The 15,291-nt window shown below is 51.7% G+C and carries 12 protein-coding genes, 1 tRNA gene and 1 pseudogene; 11 read left to right on the top strand and 3 right to left on the bottom strand.

What is annotated here, in order from left to right; translation table 11 throughout:
- From E1H14_RS13350 to E1H14_RS05810, 9 genes and pseudogenes are all read left to right on the top strand, one after another.
- A pseudogene (locus tag E1H14_RS13350) lies at positions 1-160 on the top strand (hypothetical protein); the annotation flags it as partial.
- Complete coding sequence (gene dmpH / locus E1H14_RS05845) at positions 160-951, top strand: 2-oxo-3-hexenedioate decarboxylase (RefSeq protein ID WP_149390506.1); 792 nt, start codon at positions 160-162, stop codon at positions 949-951. The pseudogene E1H14_RS13350 and the gene dmpH, both read left to right, overlap by 1 nt.
- A gap of 83 nt (positions 952-1,034) precedes the next feature.
- Positions 1,035-1,226 carry a 2-hydroxymuconate tautomerase gene (locus E1H14_RS05840; RefSeq protein WP_149390505.1) on the top strand — a complete coding sequence of 64 codons (192 nt, stop codon included), beginning with the start codon at positions 1,035-1,037 and terminating at the stop codon, positions 1,224-1,226.
- Positions 1,227-1,469: 243 nt separating this feature from the next.
- The gene (gene benA, locus E1H14_RS05835) at positions 1,470-2,816 is read left to right on the top strand and encodes a benzoate 1,2-dioxygenase large subunit (protein ID WP_149390504.1); all 1,347 of its coding nucleotides are present in this window, start codon (positions 1,470-1,472) and stop codon (positions 2,814-2,816) included.
- Between the two features lie 10 nt (positions 2,817-2,826).
- The gene (gene benB, locus E1H14_RS05830) at positions 2,827-3,321 is read left to right on the top strand and encodes a benzoate 1,2-dioxygenase small subunit (RefSeq protein ID WP_149390503.1); all 495 of its coding nucleotides are present in this window, start codon (positions 2,827-2,829) and stop codon (positions 3,319-3,321) included.
- A gap of 51 nt (positions 3,322-3,372) precedes the next feature.
- Entirely contained in the window at positions 3,373-4,389 is a 1,017-nt protein-coding gene (benC, locus tag E1H14_RS05825; RefSeq protein ID WP_149390502.1) for a benzoate 1,2-dioxygenase electron transfer component BenC, read from the top strand.
- Positions 4,390-4,399: 10 nt separating this feature from the next.
- Entirely contained in the window at positions 4,400-5,185 is a 786-nt protein-coding gene (locus tag E1H14_RS05820) for a 1,6-dihydroxycyclohexa-2,4-diene-1-carboxylate dehydrogenase (protein ID WP_149390501.1), read from the top strand.
- A gap of 64 nt (positions 5,186-5,249) precedes the next feature.
- Entirely contained in the window at positions 5,250-5,651 is a 402-nt protein-coding gene (locus E1H14_RS05815) for a RidA family protein (protein WP_149390500.1), read from the top strand.
- Positions 5,652-5,704: 53 nt separating this feature from the next.
- Complete coding sequence (locus tag E1H14_RS05810; protein ID WP_149390499.1) at positions 5,705-6,889, top strand: benzoate/H(+) symporter BenE family transporter; 1,185 nt, start codon at positions 5,705-5,707, stop codon at positions 6,887-6,889.
- A 79-nt stretch (positions 6,890-6,968) separates the two neighbouring features.
- Here the strand turns inward: E1H14_RS05810 and E1H14_RS05805 are convergent, their stop codons facing one another.
- Together E1H14_RS05805 and E1H14_RS05800 are read right to left on the bottom strand one after the other, a co-directional pair.
- On the bottom strand, positions 6,969-7,646 hold the full coding sequence (locus tag E1H14_RS05805) for a P-loop NTPase family protein (protein ID WP_149390498.1): 678 nt from the start codon (positions 7,644-7,646) through the stop codon (positions 6,969-6,971).
- A gap of 170 nt (positions 7,647-7,816) precedes the next feature.
- Positions 7,817-7,893, bottom strand: a tRNA-Pro gene (locus tag E1H14_RS05800).
- Positions 7,894-8,119: 226 nt separating this feature from the next.
- Between E1H14_RS05800 and E1H14_RS05795 the strand changes: the two genes are divergently transcribed.
- On the top strand, positions 8,120-11,488 hold the full coding sequence (locus E1H14_RS05795; protein ID WP_149390497.1) for a mechanosensitive ion channel domain-containing protein: 3,369 nt from the start codon (positions 8,120-8,122) through the stop codon (positions 11,486-11,488).
- A 112-nt stretch (positions 11,489-11,600) separates the two neighbouring features.
- Here E1H14_RS05795 and E1H14_RS05790 read toward each other — a convergent pair whose 3' ends face one another.
- Positions 11,601-13,835 carry an NADP-dependent isocitrate dehydrogenase gene (locus tag E1H14_RS05790; protein ID WP_149390496.1) on the bottom strand — a complete coding sequence of 745 codons (2,235 nt, stop codon included), beginning with the start codon at positions 13,833-13,835 and terminating at the stop codon, positions 11,601-11,603.
- 353 nt (positions 13,836-14,188) lie between these two features.
- Between E1H14_RS05790 and E1H14_RS05785 the strand changes: the two genes are divergently transcribed.
- Positions 14,189-15,187 (top strand): iron ABC transporter substrate-binding protein, encoded by a 999-nt coding sequence (locus E1H14_RS05785; protein WP_149390495.1) that lies wholly within the window; start codon positions 14,189-14,191, stop codon positions 15,185-15,187.
- The last annotated feature ends 104 nt before the right edge of the window (positions 15,188-15,291 follow it).

Genomic DNA, 15,291 nt, shown 5'->3' with positions numbered 1-15,291 from the left:
GTTTGCGCAGCGTGCCGAGAAGAAATACGGCATCTCCGCGCGCGACATTCTGGTCGAACTCGGCCGTCGTGGCACGGTGGGCGGACAGGAAGACATGATCGAAGACCTGGCCTTAACCCTGGCGAAACAGCGTGAAGCACAGCAAGCAGGAGCGAACTAATGGGCACTTTAACCCGCGCACAAATTGAAGAGCTGGCCACCTACTGCGAAGAGGCGGAGCTCAAAGCGTATGAGATCACTAAGGTCACCGATCAATACCCGGAGATGACCTACGAAGATGCCTTTGATGTGCAATGGGAAGTGCGTCGTCGTAAAGAAGCGCGTGGCCATAAAATCGTCGGCATGAAGATGGGCCTGACCTCCTGGGCGAAGATGGCACAGATGGGCGTTGAACATCCCTGCTACGGTTACCTGGCCGATTACTTCAGTGTGCCGGAAGGCGGTGAGATCAAGATCGATGAACTGATCCATCCTAAGATTGAAGCGGAGATCGCTTTTGTCACCAAAGCGCCGCTGAAAGGCCCAGGCATCCATATTGGGGATGTGCTGCGCGCCACGGATTTTATTATCCCGGCGGTGGAAGTGATCGACTCGCGCTATAAAGACTTTAAGTTCGACTTAAAGAGCGTGATCGCTGATAACTCCAGCTCTTCACGGTTTATCACCGGCGGGCGCATGGCGCGTCTGGAAGATGTCGACGTGAAGACCCTGGGCGTGGTGATGGAGATCAATGGTGAAGTGGTGGCCACCGGCGCGGGTGCGGCGGTTCTCGGTCATCCGGCGGCGTCGGTGGCGATGCTGGCGAACATGATGGGCGCACGTGGCGAAGAGATCCCGGCGGGCACCTTTATCATGACCGGCGGCATCACAGCGGCGGTCAGCGTGAAGAAGGGCGACTCGATCAACATCCGTTACCAGGATCTGGGCAGCATCACCGCTAAGTTCGTGTGAGGCTGTCTAGACTTATAAGCCTCTAAACTCATCCATACGACCCTTGTGCGCGGTGCAGGAGGGTCTTGATCAAGGAGAAGGCGATGCCGGTGGCACAGATCCATCTACTGGAGGGGCGCAGTGATGCGCAAAAAGAGCAGTTGATCGCCAAGGTAACGGAAGCGATCGCCCAGGCGCTCGACGCTCCGGAAGCGAGTGTACGCGTGATCCTGACCGAGATGCCGAAGCAGCATTTTGGGATCGGGGGACAGTCAGCGAAAAAACTGGGGCGTTAAGCCCCATTTTTATTTCCCCACTCATAAACGAATTTATCGGCAACTTGCCATCATCGGATAAGACTTGCGACAAAACGGATAGAGCCTAATCCGATTAAACACAATCATGTCTCTTGTGTCGGCGATTGCATTCATCCCTCATCCTAATTCACGGATTCAGAGTCAGGATATTCTCAGGCAAGGATTGGATAGTGAGGCGAGGGGGCGATGCTTAAGCTGAGAATAAAAACAAGGAGACCTAACATGCATCAAGATTTAGTGACTCGTATCACCTCCATGATGGAAGAGGATAAGGAAAAGGGCATTTTCCGCGCAAAACGTGAAATGTTTACCGATCCAGAGCTGTTTGAACTGGAAATGAAGCATATCTTTGAAGGCAATTGGATTTATCTGGCACATGAAAGCCAGGTCGCCAATAACAACGATTACTTTACCGGTTATCTCGGTCGTCAGCCGGTCTTTATTACCCGTAACAAAGAGGGTGAATTAAACTGTTTTATTAATGCCTGTAGCCACCGTGGTGCCGTTCTCTGCCGCACGAAAAAAGGCAATAAATCGGTGATGACCTGCCCCTTCCACGGTTGGAGCTTTAATAACAACGGTAAGCTGATCAAGGTTAAAGATCCTGATGATGCCGGTTACCCCGCATCCTTTAACTGCAACGGCTCGCATGATCTGAAGAAGGTTGCGCGTTTTGAATCCTACCGTGGTTTTCTCTTTGCCAGCTTGAACCCTGATGTCAAACCTCTGCAAGAGCATCTGGGTGAAGCGGCAAAAATTATCGATATGATCGTGGATCAGTCTCCAGAAGGCCTGGAAGTCCTGCGCGGTTCTTCAACCTATACCTACGACGGTAACTGGAAGGTTCAGGCTGAAAACGGTGCCGATGGTTACCATGTATCGGCAACCCACTGGAACTATGTCGCGACAACGGGGCGTCGTAAAGCCGGTATGTCCGCCGATGATGTGAAAGCGATGGACGCTTCAACCTGGAACAAACAGAAGGGTGGTTTCTACGCTTTCGAGCAGGGCCATATTCTCCTGTGGATGCGTTGGCCGAACCCAGAAGATCGCCCATTGGCGGAGCGTCGTGCCGAGCTGGAAGCGCAGTTTGGTGCGGCACGTGCGGATTGGATGATCTCCAATCTGCGTAACCTCTGTATCTATCCAAACGTTTTCCTGATGGATCAGTTCAGCTCACAGATTCGCCACTTCCGTCCGATCTCGGTCGATAAAACAGAAGTGACCATCTACTGCATCGCGCCTAAGGGTGAGAGTGATGAAGCACGAGCACACCGTATTCGTCAGTACGAAGACTTCTTTAATGCCTCAGGCATGGCAACACCTGATGATCTAGAAGAGTTCCGTGCCTGCCAGGAGGGTTTCCGTGCCTCCGCCTTGCCTTGGAACGATATGTGCCGTGGTGCTGAACACTGGATCCAGGGTCCAGATGAAAGCGCTAAAGAGATCGATCTCAACCCGGTGATGAGCGGTCAGAAGTCTGAAGATGAAGGCCTCTACACCATTCAGCATCGCTACTGGGTCAATGAGTTGAAAAAAGCGGCAGAAAAAGAAGAGCAGCAGGCATAAGGAGCTAGGCATGAGTATTACTTACGAAGACGTACGCGATTTTCTCTACTCAGAAGCGCGTGCACTGGATGATAAAGAGTGGGATCGCTGGTTAGAGCATTATGCCAAGGAAGCGGAATACTGGATGCCAAGCTGGGATGATGACGGTCAGTTGATCACTGACCCACAGCGTGAAGTGTCGCTGATGTATTACGCGCGCCGTGATGGTTTGGAAGATCGTGTTTTCCGTATCAAAACGGAACGCTCATCCGCCAGCAGCCTGCCAGAGCCGCGCACCCATCATATGCTCAGTAATATTGAGTTGCTGAAAGTCGACGAGAGCAGCTGTGAAGTGCGTTACAACTGGTTCAATAGCAGCTATCGCTACAAAACCGTGGATAGCTATTTTGGCACCACCTTCGTCAACATTAAGCGCGACGAGCAGGGCGCACTCAAAATTACCCGCAAGAAAATCATTCTGAAGAATGACTTTATCCACCACGTGGTTGATGTCTACCACGTCTGATCCAAATCATAATAACAAGGCTCCCCTAAGGGGGAGCCAAGGTAGCTCACAATGCATAAAGTAGCCTTGAATTTTGAAGATGGTGTCACGCGTTTTGTTCAGACACTACCGGGTGAGACTCTGGCCGATGCCGCGTATCGATCAGGTCTGAATATTCCTCTGGATTGCCGTGACGGTGCCTGTGGCACTTGCAAGTGTCATTGCGAATCCGGTCAGTACGAGATGGACGGTTATATCGAAGATGCGCTGTCGGATAAAGAAGCCGAACAGCGTTATGTCCTCACCTGCCGCATGATTCCCGAAACGGATTGTGTCGTGACGGTCCCGGCCTCTTCAGAAGTGTGTGTTCGCAGCCAGTTGGCCGATGTCCATGCCAAGGTGAGTGAAATTACCCGCCTGTCTGAATCCACTTTGAGTTTTTCGGTGGCCGGTGATCAAGTCAGAGCGATGCATTTCTTACCGGGTCAGTATGTCAATATCCAAGTGCCGGGTAGCGATCAAACCCGCGCTTACTCCTTCAGTTCGATGCTGAAAACTGAGGATGAATCGGTCTCTTTCCTGATACGTGTCATTCCAAATGGTTTGATGAGCGGTTACATGACCGAAAAAGCCGCTGTAGGGGATGCTATTACTCTGCGCGGTCCTTACGGGAGCTTTTATCTGCGTGATGTACAGCGCCCGGTGTTGATGCTGGCAGGGGGAACCGGTTTGGCGCCTTTCTTAGCCATGCTGGATAAGTTAGTGCAGCAGGGGCTGTCGCAACCCGTCCACCTGATTTATGGCGTCAACACGGATACTGATCTGGTGGAGTTGGATAAGCTAGAAAACTTTGCTCAGAAACTCGAACACTTCACCTATACCGCCTGTGTGGCGGCTGCTGACAGCCAGTGCGAGCGTAAGGGCTATGTCACGCATCATATGGAGACAGTGCCTTTCCTAACCGAGCCCGAGTTTGATCTTTATCTCTGCGGACCACCGCCGATGGTCGAAGCTGTCAGCCAGTATTTACAAGAGCAATCTATTCAGCCTAGCCACTTCTATTATGAGAAGTTCGCGTCCAGTCAGTGAGAGGTGGAGCATGAAATCCGCACGTTTTGCAAAAAAAGTCGTCGTGGTGACGGGCGCTGCTCAGGGGATAGGACGCGCGGTGGCTCTGCAGTTGGCTCAGGAGGCGGCGCAACTGTTTTTAGTTGACCGTTCAGAGCTAGTCGAAGAGGTGGCCGCTGAGTGCCAAAACTTAGGTGCGCCTGCCGTAGCCACCACCCTGGCAGATCTTGAGCGTTTTGCGGATTGTGAGCGTGTCATGCAGGAAGCGCATGCACACTACAACCGCATAGATGTGTTAATTAACAACGTAGGTGGCACCATCTGGGCGAAACCATTTGAAGCCTATGAAGAGGATCAAATAGAGGCTGAAATCCGGCGCTCACTGTTTCCCACGCTCTGGTGTTGCCGTGCCGTACTGCCTTATATGCAGACCGCAAAATCCGGTGCGATCGTGAACGTGTCTTCCATTGCCACACGCGGTATTAATCGTGTGCCTTATTCGGCGGCCAAGGGGGGAGTGAATGCCCTGACCCTGTGTTTGGCGATGGAGAATGCAACCCAGGGGATACGGATTAATGCGGTGGCTCCAGGTGGCACGGATGTCGGCGCTCGACGTATCCCGCGAAATGAAAATGCTTTGAGTGAGCAGGAAAAGGTTTGGTATCAGCAGATTGTTGATCAAACCCTCGATTCTTCTTTGATGCACCGTTACAGCACACCCGATGAACAGGCGAATGCGATCTTGTTTATGGCTTCGGATGACGCCTCCTACATCACCGGTACGGTCTTACCCGTAGGCGGTGGGGATCTGGGTTAACTCTGTGCTGCTTGAGCAGGGCTTAGGTCCTGCTTTTTTTTTCAAATAAAAATAAGGAAAGATGATGTCTCAGCGTCAATTGATTATTCCCGCCAGTATGCGTTCTGTCTATGAGACCGTCGGTTATGCGCCGGGGGTGTTAGTGAAGGACACACTGTATATCTCCGGCCAAATTGGACGTGACGCTCAATTACAGTTGGTGGAGGCCAAAGAAGCGCAATTCCATCAGGTATTCAAAAATATGCAGGCGGTGCTGGCAGAGGTGGGTGCTCGTTTTGCGGATATCGTAGATGTCACCAGTTACCACACGGATATGCGTGATCTGCCCCTGTATATGAAGGTGCGTGATCAGTATTTCACGGATCCTAACTCAGCGCCTTGTTGGACGGCCATAGGTGCCGCTTCGCTTTGTGGCGCTCCAGGTTATTTCCTCGAAGTGAAAGCAACGGCGGTATTATCTTCCTGATTCTTCTCGCGTTTACTCTGGATCTATCTCGATAAAAATAAGGATGTCTGCGTATGCTTAAGGATCTTTCGCTGACGGCGATTGTGGCTGGGTTGATGGCTGTTCTGGTGTCCTATTCCGGGCCGCTCGCGATTTTGATTCAGGCAGCAAATAATGCCCAGATCTCAGCCGACATGCTGACTTCTTGGATCTGGGCTATCTCAATCGGTGCTGCGATCTCAGGCATCGGCTTAAGTCTTTGGTTAAAAGTACCCGTCGTCACGGCCTGGTCGGCACCAGGCACGGTGCTCTTGGTATCTTTGTTTCCGGGTTTAAGCCTGAATGAAGCGGTTGCGGCCTATATCACAGCCGCCGCCTTGCTGGTCATCATTGGGGTGAGTGGGTTGTTTGAACGCATCATGGCCTATATCCCCAAAGGGGTTGCCGCCGCGATGATGGCAGGCATTCTGTTTGAATTCGGGCTGGGTGCATTTCAAACCTTTGAAGCGGTTGCGCTGGTCACGGTACTTATGCTCTTCGCCTATATCTTACTGAAAAAGCTTCATAGCGGTTATTTTCTGGTGTTATTGCTGGGGGTAGGGATCTTTCTTTCCCTAACGCTCATGCAAGTGAACTTTCAGGGTTTTGAGCTGCTATTCGCGCGTCCACAATTGATAGAGCCTCACTGGACACTGGCCTCAACACTCAGCTTGGCGCTGCCTTTAGTTGTCGTCAGTTTGAGTGGCCAATTTTTACCCGGTTTTGCCATTCTGAAGACTTCGGGTTATCCGCCTAACAGCCGCCAAATTATCAGTGTGACTGGGTTGGTTTCGCTGCCGATGGCGCTCTATGGTGGCATCACCAATGTGATCGCAGCCATTACCGCCTCTTTGTGTACCAGTGCCGAGGCACATCCAGACCCAGATAAACGTTATATCGCCGGCATTGCCAATGGGGTGTTCTATCTGATCGGTGGCGTGTTTGCAGGCAGCATCGTGCTCTTTTTTCAGATCTTCCCCGCTGAGATGATCGCGATTATTGCCGGTTTGGCACTGTTGGGGGCGATCAGTAACAGTCTGTCTATCTTCGTGGCCGAGAAAGAGTATCTGGATGCTTCGCTCATCACTTTCTTGGTGACGGCATCCGGCGTGAGCTTAATGGATATAGGCGCTGCCTTCTGGGGCTTGGTGCTTGGGTGTGGGGTGTATTATCTCTCACATCGCCTGCCAGGCTCAGGTTTGATAAAGAAGAAGGGGTAGGTTGAAACAAACACGGCGCTCAACGGAAAGATTGGAGCGCCGAGTTTGACAAGGATCGTCTTAGCCGAGCCCTTTGGGTTTAGGCTAAAAGTTCTGAGATCTGGGCAAAGGCTTTTTTCTGCCAAACACGCACACGCTGACGCTCCATCATACCCAAATGGCCGTCGATCTCTTTATTGTGAACCGCTGCCCAAAAGCTCAGGCCGTTATTGTCGATTTTGCGCATAGTCGCCGCATGCAAAGCAGGGAGTTCCAAGCAAGCCAGATTCGGATAGGCGGCTTGCACCTGTTCCACTCGTGAAAAATCGGCACCACGCCCAAAGTTTTTCACCAGAATGCAGGTGACTTCCGCGCCCCAGCGTTGCAAGAAGCGCTCTAAGAGATCGGCAGAATCTGGGCCATCATCCACGACATACCAAACGATCAATTTCAGGCCCAGCTCTTCACAGAGCGAAAGAACGCCGTTTTCATCAATCCAGCGCTCAAGCAAACGCTCGCTTTGTGCCGGTAGATCGATGGTGACATTCACATCCTCTTCTACAGCGACCTCAATAATCTGATCTGCACTTTCAAAGGATTCAAGGTTAAGTGAGCGTGCAAACTCACCATAGGAACGGCTGAGCGTGGCATGTGAAGGGTCGGCATCTAGAGCGATAAAGGGTAACTGATGATCCAGACAGTATTGAGCCAGCAAGCGTGACATAACGGATTTGCCTACGCCGCCTTTTTCACCGCCCACAAGGTGTACACATTTCATACAAGGGTTCCTGTTTTGAAGAATGATTTAAGAGGGGCGGGGTGAAGCCTGTGTTGGCCACTCAATCCATTCGTGAGCTGGCTTTATTATGTGCGCCATTCTAACGGTAAAGCGTGTGGGATGGAAAATTTATGAGGGTATAAAGCGATGAATGAAAGAATAAAAGGATATGGTCGGAGTGGAGGGATTCGAACCCCCGACCCTCTGGTCCCAAACCAGATGCGCTACCAAACTGCGCTACACTCCGAAATGCTGCTTTCCGAAAGACGCCTCTCAGAAAAGTGGTGCGTAATTTATTGTAAAATTGAGCCTTCTGCAAGCCACTCGGCAGATTTTTTCTAAAATATATTTCATCTTGAGCTCTGGATTCGCTGCGAGCCAGCTTCTACTATGACGCCCATTCCCTCAGTTTGACACTTAATTTGTTTGAGCTGAGAATCCTGATTCGACCTCTTAATTGTTTGAGTGAGTCCATGTCCTTTCGATCCTGTGCCATCTTTTGCCTGCTGAGTCTTACCCTAATTTTTGTGTCCACCAGTTTTGCTGCGGTGACGAGCTCTGGCCGCGCGCCTGTGAGCGTGGGCGTGGAAGCGCTGCAAGATGGGCGTGAGCAGGTGCAGCAACAGTTACAGCGTGTAGATCCCTCGCCCTTGTTGAGCTGGCAAGAGGCGAGTGCCTTGGCGTCTTGGCAAAGCATGCTGGCTCAGGAGTCTTTGGCCGAAGGTGAGCGTGCTTTTTGGCAAGCGGCACAGGATGCTGAGCAAACGGCTCAGGAGCGTGTGCAGGGGGCTTTGGATCGCTGGCAGCAGGCGCAAGAAGCGGATGCGCGCTTTGCTGAACTCTTAGAGCGTTTGCAGGCATTAGAAACCGAAGAGGTCATGGCGGATGAGGCTGAACCCTTAGCGCTCAGCCAGTTAGAAGCGGTGGTCAGCGAGACACGCTTGACGCTTGGCCGTTTGCGAACGGAATTGGAGCAAAATGCTCAAGCGCAAAATCGTTTGGAAGAGCAGCAGCGTAATCAACCGGAAACCTTAGAGCGGTTTACGCGTGAGTTAGCGGATGCTCAAGTCTCTGAGCGGCCTGAATTAACTGCGCAAGAGGAGTTGGCTTGGCAGGCACGTGAAGAGGCGTTGATTCGACAACGTCAGGCACGTGTTCTGGTCGCGCAGTTAGATCTGCAACTCTTGCCTGCCAGAATCTCGATTCTACGTTTGCAGCAGCGATTTTTAGAGTGGGAGCAAGCGCTTCATCAGATGCGCCTGCAGCGTTTAGAAGTAGAGCTGAGTGATCGCTCCAATGAAGAGCTGCGCCAATTTAGCGCACAGCTGCAAACACTGCTGGAGCGTGAGCCTGATTTAGAAAATGTTTATGCTGCTCAGGTGACCAGTTTGCGTGCGCGGATGGATGCCATTGCGTCGGCCTATGCGCAATCGCTGGTGTTGCAAGCTAATCGTGATACCTATGCACGTTTGGAAACACGCTTAAGCCAAAGTTTGCAAAGTGTGCAGGAGCGCTTGGAGGTCAGCGGCTTGACGGAAGCCTTGGGGGTGCAGTTCCTCGAAGAGCGCAAACGTCTGCATGAGCTCAATGATCAGCGCTTTGCCTTACCCGATTTAGAGCGTGAGTTGGCGCAGGCACGTTTACGTGTGATTGCCGTGCGTGATCAGCAGCGACAGCATCAGGAAGCGATTGCACAGGAGACGGATCCTCTGCTGCAGCCACTGCAGCGTTTGACCAGCCAGATCATTACGGCACAGCTGGCGTCTGAGGAGCAGCTCACGGAGTTGTTACGGCAAAATGAGGTGCGCTTACGCAGTGTCAGTGATCTGGCGCGCCGCTTGGATCAAACGCTGAATGAAAGTTTGCTCTGGTGGCCGAGCCACAGTCCGATCAGTCTGAGTTGGCTGGCACAGGTGCCCGCCGCAACGGTTCTGTTGCTCACGGCCTCTGAGTGGGGAGCTGTGACTCAGGTCATGGCCTTGGTGACACTGCAGACGTCGGTACAGTTATTGATTTTGGCGCTGTTTATTGCCGCGCTCTACATGGCGGGTCGGCGTGCTCCTGGGATTCTAGAAGAGCTGGCTGAGCAAGCGTCCCATCGTTTCACTGATAATATGGGCCTTACTCTGCGAGCGATTAGCTGGAGCTTGTTGCGTGTAGCCCCTATTCCTTTATTGCTGTGGATCATGGCTTGGCGTTTAGAGGGCGTGGCCGATACGTCGCAGGTGGCGATTTCGCTGTCGAATGTGATGTACAACGCAGCGACCTGGTGGTTCTTTGGGCATCTTCTACATCTGTTTACCCGTGAAACCGGTGTGGGGGTGAGCCATTTTGATTGGAATCCGGTGTTTGCACGCCGGATTCGTATTGAGCTGATCTGGTTTTTGCCGGTACAGCTGCTGCTTATTCTCTTCTTGGCGTTGGTGTTTAATCACCCCGATGAGCGGGTGTATGACGTCTATGGCCGTCTCGCACTGGGCTTGGTGACCTGTCTGAATGCGGTGTTGGCATGGCGCTTATTAGCTCCGGATCAAAGCGCAGATTCTGGTTTCTTTCATACCACTCAGCGTAAATTTTTACGTTTGGGTGCAACGGGCATCTTTGTCTTGCTGCTGCTTCTGGTGGTTGCCGGTTATCTGCTGACGGTTGGTGAGCTTTTGCCACGCGTGGTGGATACGCTGGTGATGATGGTGGTGGTGTGGTTGGGCTACTCCCTGGCGGCACGGGCGTTGATCTTGAGTGAAACCCATCTGCGCATTCGTCGGATGCGTGAGCAGCGGGCTAAAGCGGCGGAAGAGAGTGGGAATACCGGTGCGGAAGGTGGTGTGGAGCTGCCCGATCAGCATTTGAGTATTGAGCATATCAACTTACAGACGCGAACGCTGTTGCGTACAACGGTGGTTAGTAGTTTTCTGGTCGCGCTCTTTTTGGTTTGGGCAAGTGTTTTACCGGCGCTGACCTGGTTGGATGGTGTGACGCTTTGGTCACGTGCGATCCAGGTGGGGGATGCCGAGATTCTCAGTCGTGTTAGTCTGCAAGATTTTCTGTTAGCCCTGTTTCTAGGGGGTGTGTTCACTTTGGCGGCGCGCAACCTTCCGGGGCTGGTGGAGATTCTGCTCGCGCGCAGCAAAATGATGGATGCTGCGCACAGCTATACTGTCACCACTTTGATGCGCTATGCCTTAACGGTGGTGGCGGTGATCACGGTCTTCTCACTTTTGGGCTTGCGCTGGAGTGAGTTGCAGTGGATGGTGGCAGCCCTCACCCTGGGTTTGGGTTTTGGTCTTCAGGAGGTGGTCGCCAACTTTGTCTCGGGTGTGATTATGCTGTTTGAACGACCTGTGCGCGTGGGGGATACCATCAGTATTGGCGAGTACAGCGGAACGGTTTCGAAGATCCGCACACGTGCCACCACGATTATCGATTGGGATAATCGCGAAGTGGTGGTGCCCAATAAGAACTTTATTACCGAACGCCTGATTAACTGGACATTGAGTGACAATATCACCCGTATCGTCATCCCAATTGGGGTGAGTTATAGCTCAGATCCCGAGCAGGTGATGGAGATTCTGTTGCAAATAGCACGTGAACATCCACTCACGCTTGATGAGCCGGGTCCTTCTGCGTATTTTGTGCGTTTTGCTGACAGTACGTTGAACTTTGAGTTGCGCGTCTACGTGGATCAGATGAAGGATCGCTTAGTGACAACCAGTGCTTTGAACGTACAAATATTGAAGGCGTTTCGTGAGAAGGGGATTGAGATCGCGTTTCCGCAGATGGATCTACATATTCGAGATCTACCGACTTCACGCCCCGAAGTGGAGTTGCCAGCCTTGCGTTAGTCGTGGGCGCCTGCTTTTCAGAAGGGGTGCTTAATCTGAATCAAGTTCACAAAAAAAGGGCCGGGTCTTACGACCGGGCCCTTTTTGTTTTGTTTAAGAGCAAGGCAGTTGCTTAGCCTTTCATGCTCGCCAGTGCGGCATTCAATGTAGCGCTTGGACGCATAACCGCTTTGGTTTTTTCTGGGTCAGCGTGGTAGTAACCCCCGATATCCGCAGGCTTGCCTTGAACCGCATTCAGCTCTTCAACGATTTTCGCTTCGTTTTCAGTCAGCGTTTGCGCCAGAGGTGCAAACTTGGCTTTCAGTTCTGCATCATCGTCCTGAGCTGCCACTTCCTGCGCCCAGTACATGGCTAGGTAGAAGTGGCTGCCACGGTTGTCCAGCTCGCCGGTACGACGTGATGGAGACTTGTTGTTCTCCAGCAGTTTTTCCGTGGCTTTATCCAAGGCCTTGGCCAGGACTTTAGCGCGTGGGTTGTTTTCTTTGATGCCCAGCTCTTCCAGGGAAACGGCTAGGGCCAGGAACTCACCCAGTGAATCCCAACGCAGGTGGTTTTCTTCAACCAGCTGCTGTACGTGCTTAGGTGCGGAACCGCCTGCACCGGTTTCGTACATGCCACCACCGGCCAACATCGGCACGATAGACAGCATTTTCGCTGAAGTGCCCAGTTCCATGATTGGGAAGAGGTCGGTCAGGTAATCACGCAGTACGTTACCGGTAACAGAGATGGTGTCTTTACCACGGATCAAACGCTCCATCGTGCGACGGATCGCAGGGATGTAAGAGTTAATACGGATATCCAAGCCTGTGGTGTCGTGCTCTTTCAGGTAAGCTTCGACTTTCAGACGCAGCTGAGCATCGTGCGCACGCTCTTTGTCCAGCCAGAAGATCGCAGGGGTGTTGGATTGACGTGAACGTGTTACCGCCAGTTTAACCCAGTCACGGATCGCTGCGTCTTTAGTCTGGCAGGCACGCCAGATGTCGCCTTTCTCAACCTTGTGCTGCATCAGCACGCTGCCGTCTTTGGCATCGACAACACGCATGATGCCGTCGGCTTTCAGTTCATAGGTTTTGTCGTGTGAGCCGTACTCTTCTGCTTTCATCGCCATCAGACCTACGTTAGGTACGGTGCCCATAGTAGTCGGATCAAACGCGCCGTTGGTTTTGCAGAAGTTGATCATTTCCTGATAGATGCGTGCATAGGTACTTTCTGGCATCACGGCTTTAGTATCTTTAGCCTTGCCATCCGGGCCCCACATCTGACCAGAGTTACGAATCATTGCTGGCATAGAAGCATCAACGATCACGTCACTTGGAATGTGCAGGTTGGTGATACCTTTAACAGAATCCACCATCGCCATTTCTGGACGATTGGCATAGCAGGCGTGAATGTCTTTGAGGATCTCTTCCTGCTGAGAATCTGGCAGAGCTTTGATCTTGTCGTAGACGCTGCTCAAACCGTTGTTTGGATTGACGCCCAGTTCTTCAAACAGCTTGCCGTGTTTTTCGAACAGATCTTTGTAGAAAACGGTTACTGCGTGACCAAATACGATAGGGTGAGACACCTTCATCATGGTGGCTTTAACGTGCAGTGACCACATCACGCCGGTTTCACGGCAATCTTCCAGCGTGTCTTCGAAGAATTTGCGCAGCGCTTTAGCGCTCATGAACATAGAGTCCAGAACTTCACCTTTCTCCAGGTGCAGTTCTTTTTTCACTTCGACCTTGCCGTCTTGACCGACAAACTCGATACGCACGTCGGTTTCTTCCGGCAGAGTGATGGATTGCTCGCTAGAGTAGAAATCGCCACCTTTCATATAAGCAGCATGGGAGCGCGACGCAGCACTCCATTTCCCCATAGAGTGAGGGAATTTACGCGCATAGGCTTTTACTGCAGCCGGTGCGCGACGGTCGGAGTTACCCTGACGCAGAACGGGGTTGACGGCAGAGCCGAGGATCTTGGCATAACGGCCCTGGATGTCACGTTCAGCGTCGGTTGCAGGCTCATCTGGGTAAGACGGTATTTTGTAGCCCTGAGACTGGAGTTCAGCAATCGCTGCCTTTAACTGTGGAATGGAGGCGCTGACGTTAGGCAGTTTGATGATGTTGGCGTGCGGATCGTGGGTCATTTCGCCCAGTTCAGCTAGAGTATCGACAACACGCTGATCTTCGCTGAGGTATTCGGGGAAGGTTGCAAGAATACGGGCTGCAACGGAAATATCACTGGTTTCTACACTGATGCCGGCTGGAGCGGTGAAGGTTCTGATGATAGGAAGCAGAGATGCGGTAGCAAGCGCAGGTGCTTCATCGGTCAGAGTGTAGATAATTTTTGGACTCTTATCTGTCATTTTATTCCCCAAGTTGCATGGCTGAGTGCCTGTGGTTGGAAACTAAGGCGTTATTATGCTCGTTTTGGCACGAATTATTCTTTTCTAGTAAAAAAACTACAGGCGGTATTCTACAGAAAGTGACTAGAACTTTATACCGTCATTCTATAGACCAATGGCTAAAGACGAAGCGTCTAAGATGCAGATCTTCGGCATCTAATAGATTGAATTGATCCTGCTTGCTGTACCAATAGTTTAATTTAAATAAAAATCAATCTCACTTGCGCTTGACGGGCGCAATATAAGTGAGAATAATTCCGGTTATTGTTTTTAAGACGTAATGTGTTAATCAACCCTCGTAGTAAGGATAAATCATGCAGAAGAAAATCCTGGCCGGTTTGGCTCTTATGGGTTCAATGGTGTTGGCGCCTTTGGCATCGGCGTCCAGCTTGACGTTGTATTCAGGCCGTGGTGAGGCCATGGTGCAGCCGATCATTCAGCAGTTTGAAAAAGAAAGCGGCATTAAAGTTAATGTGCGTTACGGTGATACAGCGCAGCTAGCGGTCTTGCTCCAGGAGGAGGGGGCACGCTCACCAGCCGATGTTTACTGGGGTCAGGATGCCGGCGCGATGGGAGCTTTGAGCAATGCGGGCTTGTTAGCGCCACTGCCAGAGAGTATTTATAAAGATCTGCCGGGCATTTTCACCAGTAAAACAGGCCAGTGGGTGGCGGCCAGTGGTCGTTCACGTGTGATCGCTTATTCGACTGAGCGTGCCAGTGAAGCGGAGATTCCTGCTTCTATTTTTGATCTGACCGATGCGAAGTATAAAGGCCGCATAGGTTATGCGCCGACGAATGGCGGGTTCCAATCCTTTGTGACGGCGATGCGTGTACAGCACGGCGATGCGAAAACGCTGGAGTGGCTGAAAGGCTTGAAGGCCAATGAGCCTAAGGTCTACCGCAACAATACGACTCAGGTACAGGCAATTGGTGATGGTGAGATAGACTTTGCACTGGTAAATAATTATTATTTGCCTCGCTTTGTGGCCTTTAATCCAGAATTCCCAGCCAAACAGGCGTATTTTGCGAAAGGCGATATCGGTAACCTGGTGAATGTGGCCGGTATCGGTGTCCTGAAAAGCAGCAAAAACAAAGCAGAAGCTCAGAAATTCGTCGAGTACATGTTATCACCTGCGGCACAGCAGTACTTCGTCTCTTCGGTGAGCGAGTATCCAGTGGTTCCCGGTATCATCGCTAACCCTGTGATGGGGGAGCTGGATGATCTGTTAGAGCTGGCACCTGAGATTGATCTGGATGCCCTGGCTGATCTAGAAGGCACTCTGAAGCTGCTGCGTGATGCGAATATGCTGTAAGTTTGACTCTAGAGCTTTTGCCCCTAGCTCTGGAGTTTAAAAGTGTTACTCAAGCCAGTGTCTTCGGCATTGGCTTTTGCTTTTTTAGAGATGGTGACATCTTG

Origin of the sequence: Nitrincola tapanii, from assembly GCF_008368715.1 — a bacterium.
Lineage (GTDB): Bacteria > Pseudomonadota > Gammaproteobacteria > Pseudomonadales > Balneatricaceae > Nitrincola > Nitrincola tapanii.
The sequence above is the reverse complement of the archived record's forward strand: the minus strand, read 5'-3'. Positions and strand labels throughout refer to the sequence as shown.

Excerpts from the sequence above, each read along its gene's own strand:
- E1H14_RS05805 (WP_149390498.1), bottom strand. The coding sequence starts at position 7,646 with ATGAAATGTGTACACCTTGTGGGCGGTGAAAAAGGCGGCGTAGGCAAA.
- dmpH (WP_149390506.1), top strand. The coding sequence starts at position 160 with ATGGGCACTTTAACCCGCGCACAAATTGAAGAGCTGGCCACCTACTGC.
- E1H14_RS05820 (WP_149390501.1), top strand. The coding sequence starts at position 4,400 with ATGAAATCCGCACGTTTTGCAAAAAAAGTCGTCGTGGTGACGGGCGCT.
- E1H14_RS05790 (WP_149390496.1), bottom strand. The coding sequence starts at position 13,835 with ATGACAGATAAGAGTCCAAAAATTATCTACACTCTGACCGATGAAGCA.
- E1H14_RS05840 (WP_149390505.1), top strand. The coding sequence starts at position 1,035 with ATGCCGGTGGCACAGATCCATCTACTGGAGGGGCGCAGTGATGCGCAA.
- benA (WP_149390504.1), top strand. The coding sequence starts at position 1,470 with ATGCATCAAGATTTAGTGACTCGTATCACCTCCATGATGGAAGAGGAT.
- E1H14_RS05795 (WP_149390497.1), top strand. The coding sequence starts at position 8,120 with ATGTCCTTTCGATCCTGTGCCATCTTTTGCCTGCTGAGTCTTACCCTA.
- E1H14_RS05815 (WP_149390500.1), top strand. The coding sequence starts at position 5,250 with ATGTCTCAGCGTCAATTGATTATTCCCGCCAGTATGCGTTCTGTCTAT.
- benC (WP_149390502.1), top strand. The coding sequence starts at position 3,373 with ATGCATAAAGTAGCCTTGAATTTTGAAGATGGTGTCACGCGTTTTGTT.
- benB (WP_149390503.1), top strand. The coding sequence starts at position 2,827 with ATGAGTATTACTTACGAAGACGTACGCGATTTTCTCTACTCAGAAGCG.
- E1H14_RS05810 (WP_149390499.1), top strand. The coding sequence starts at position 5,705 with ATGCTTAAGGATCTTTCGCTGACGGCGATTGTGGCTGGGTTGATGGCT.
- E1H14_RS05785 (WP_149390495.1), top strand. The coding sequence starts at position 14,189 with ATGCAGAAGAAAATCCTGGCCGGTTTGGCTCTTATGGGTTCAATGGTG.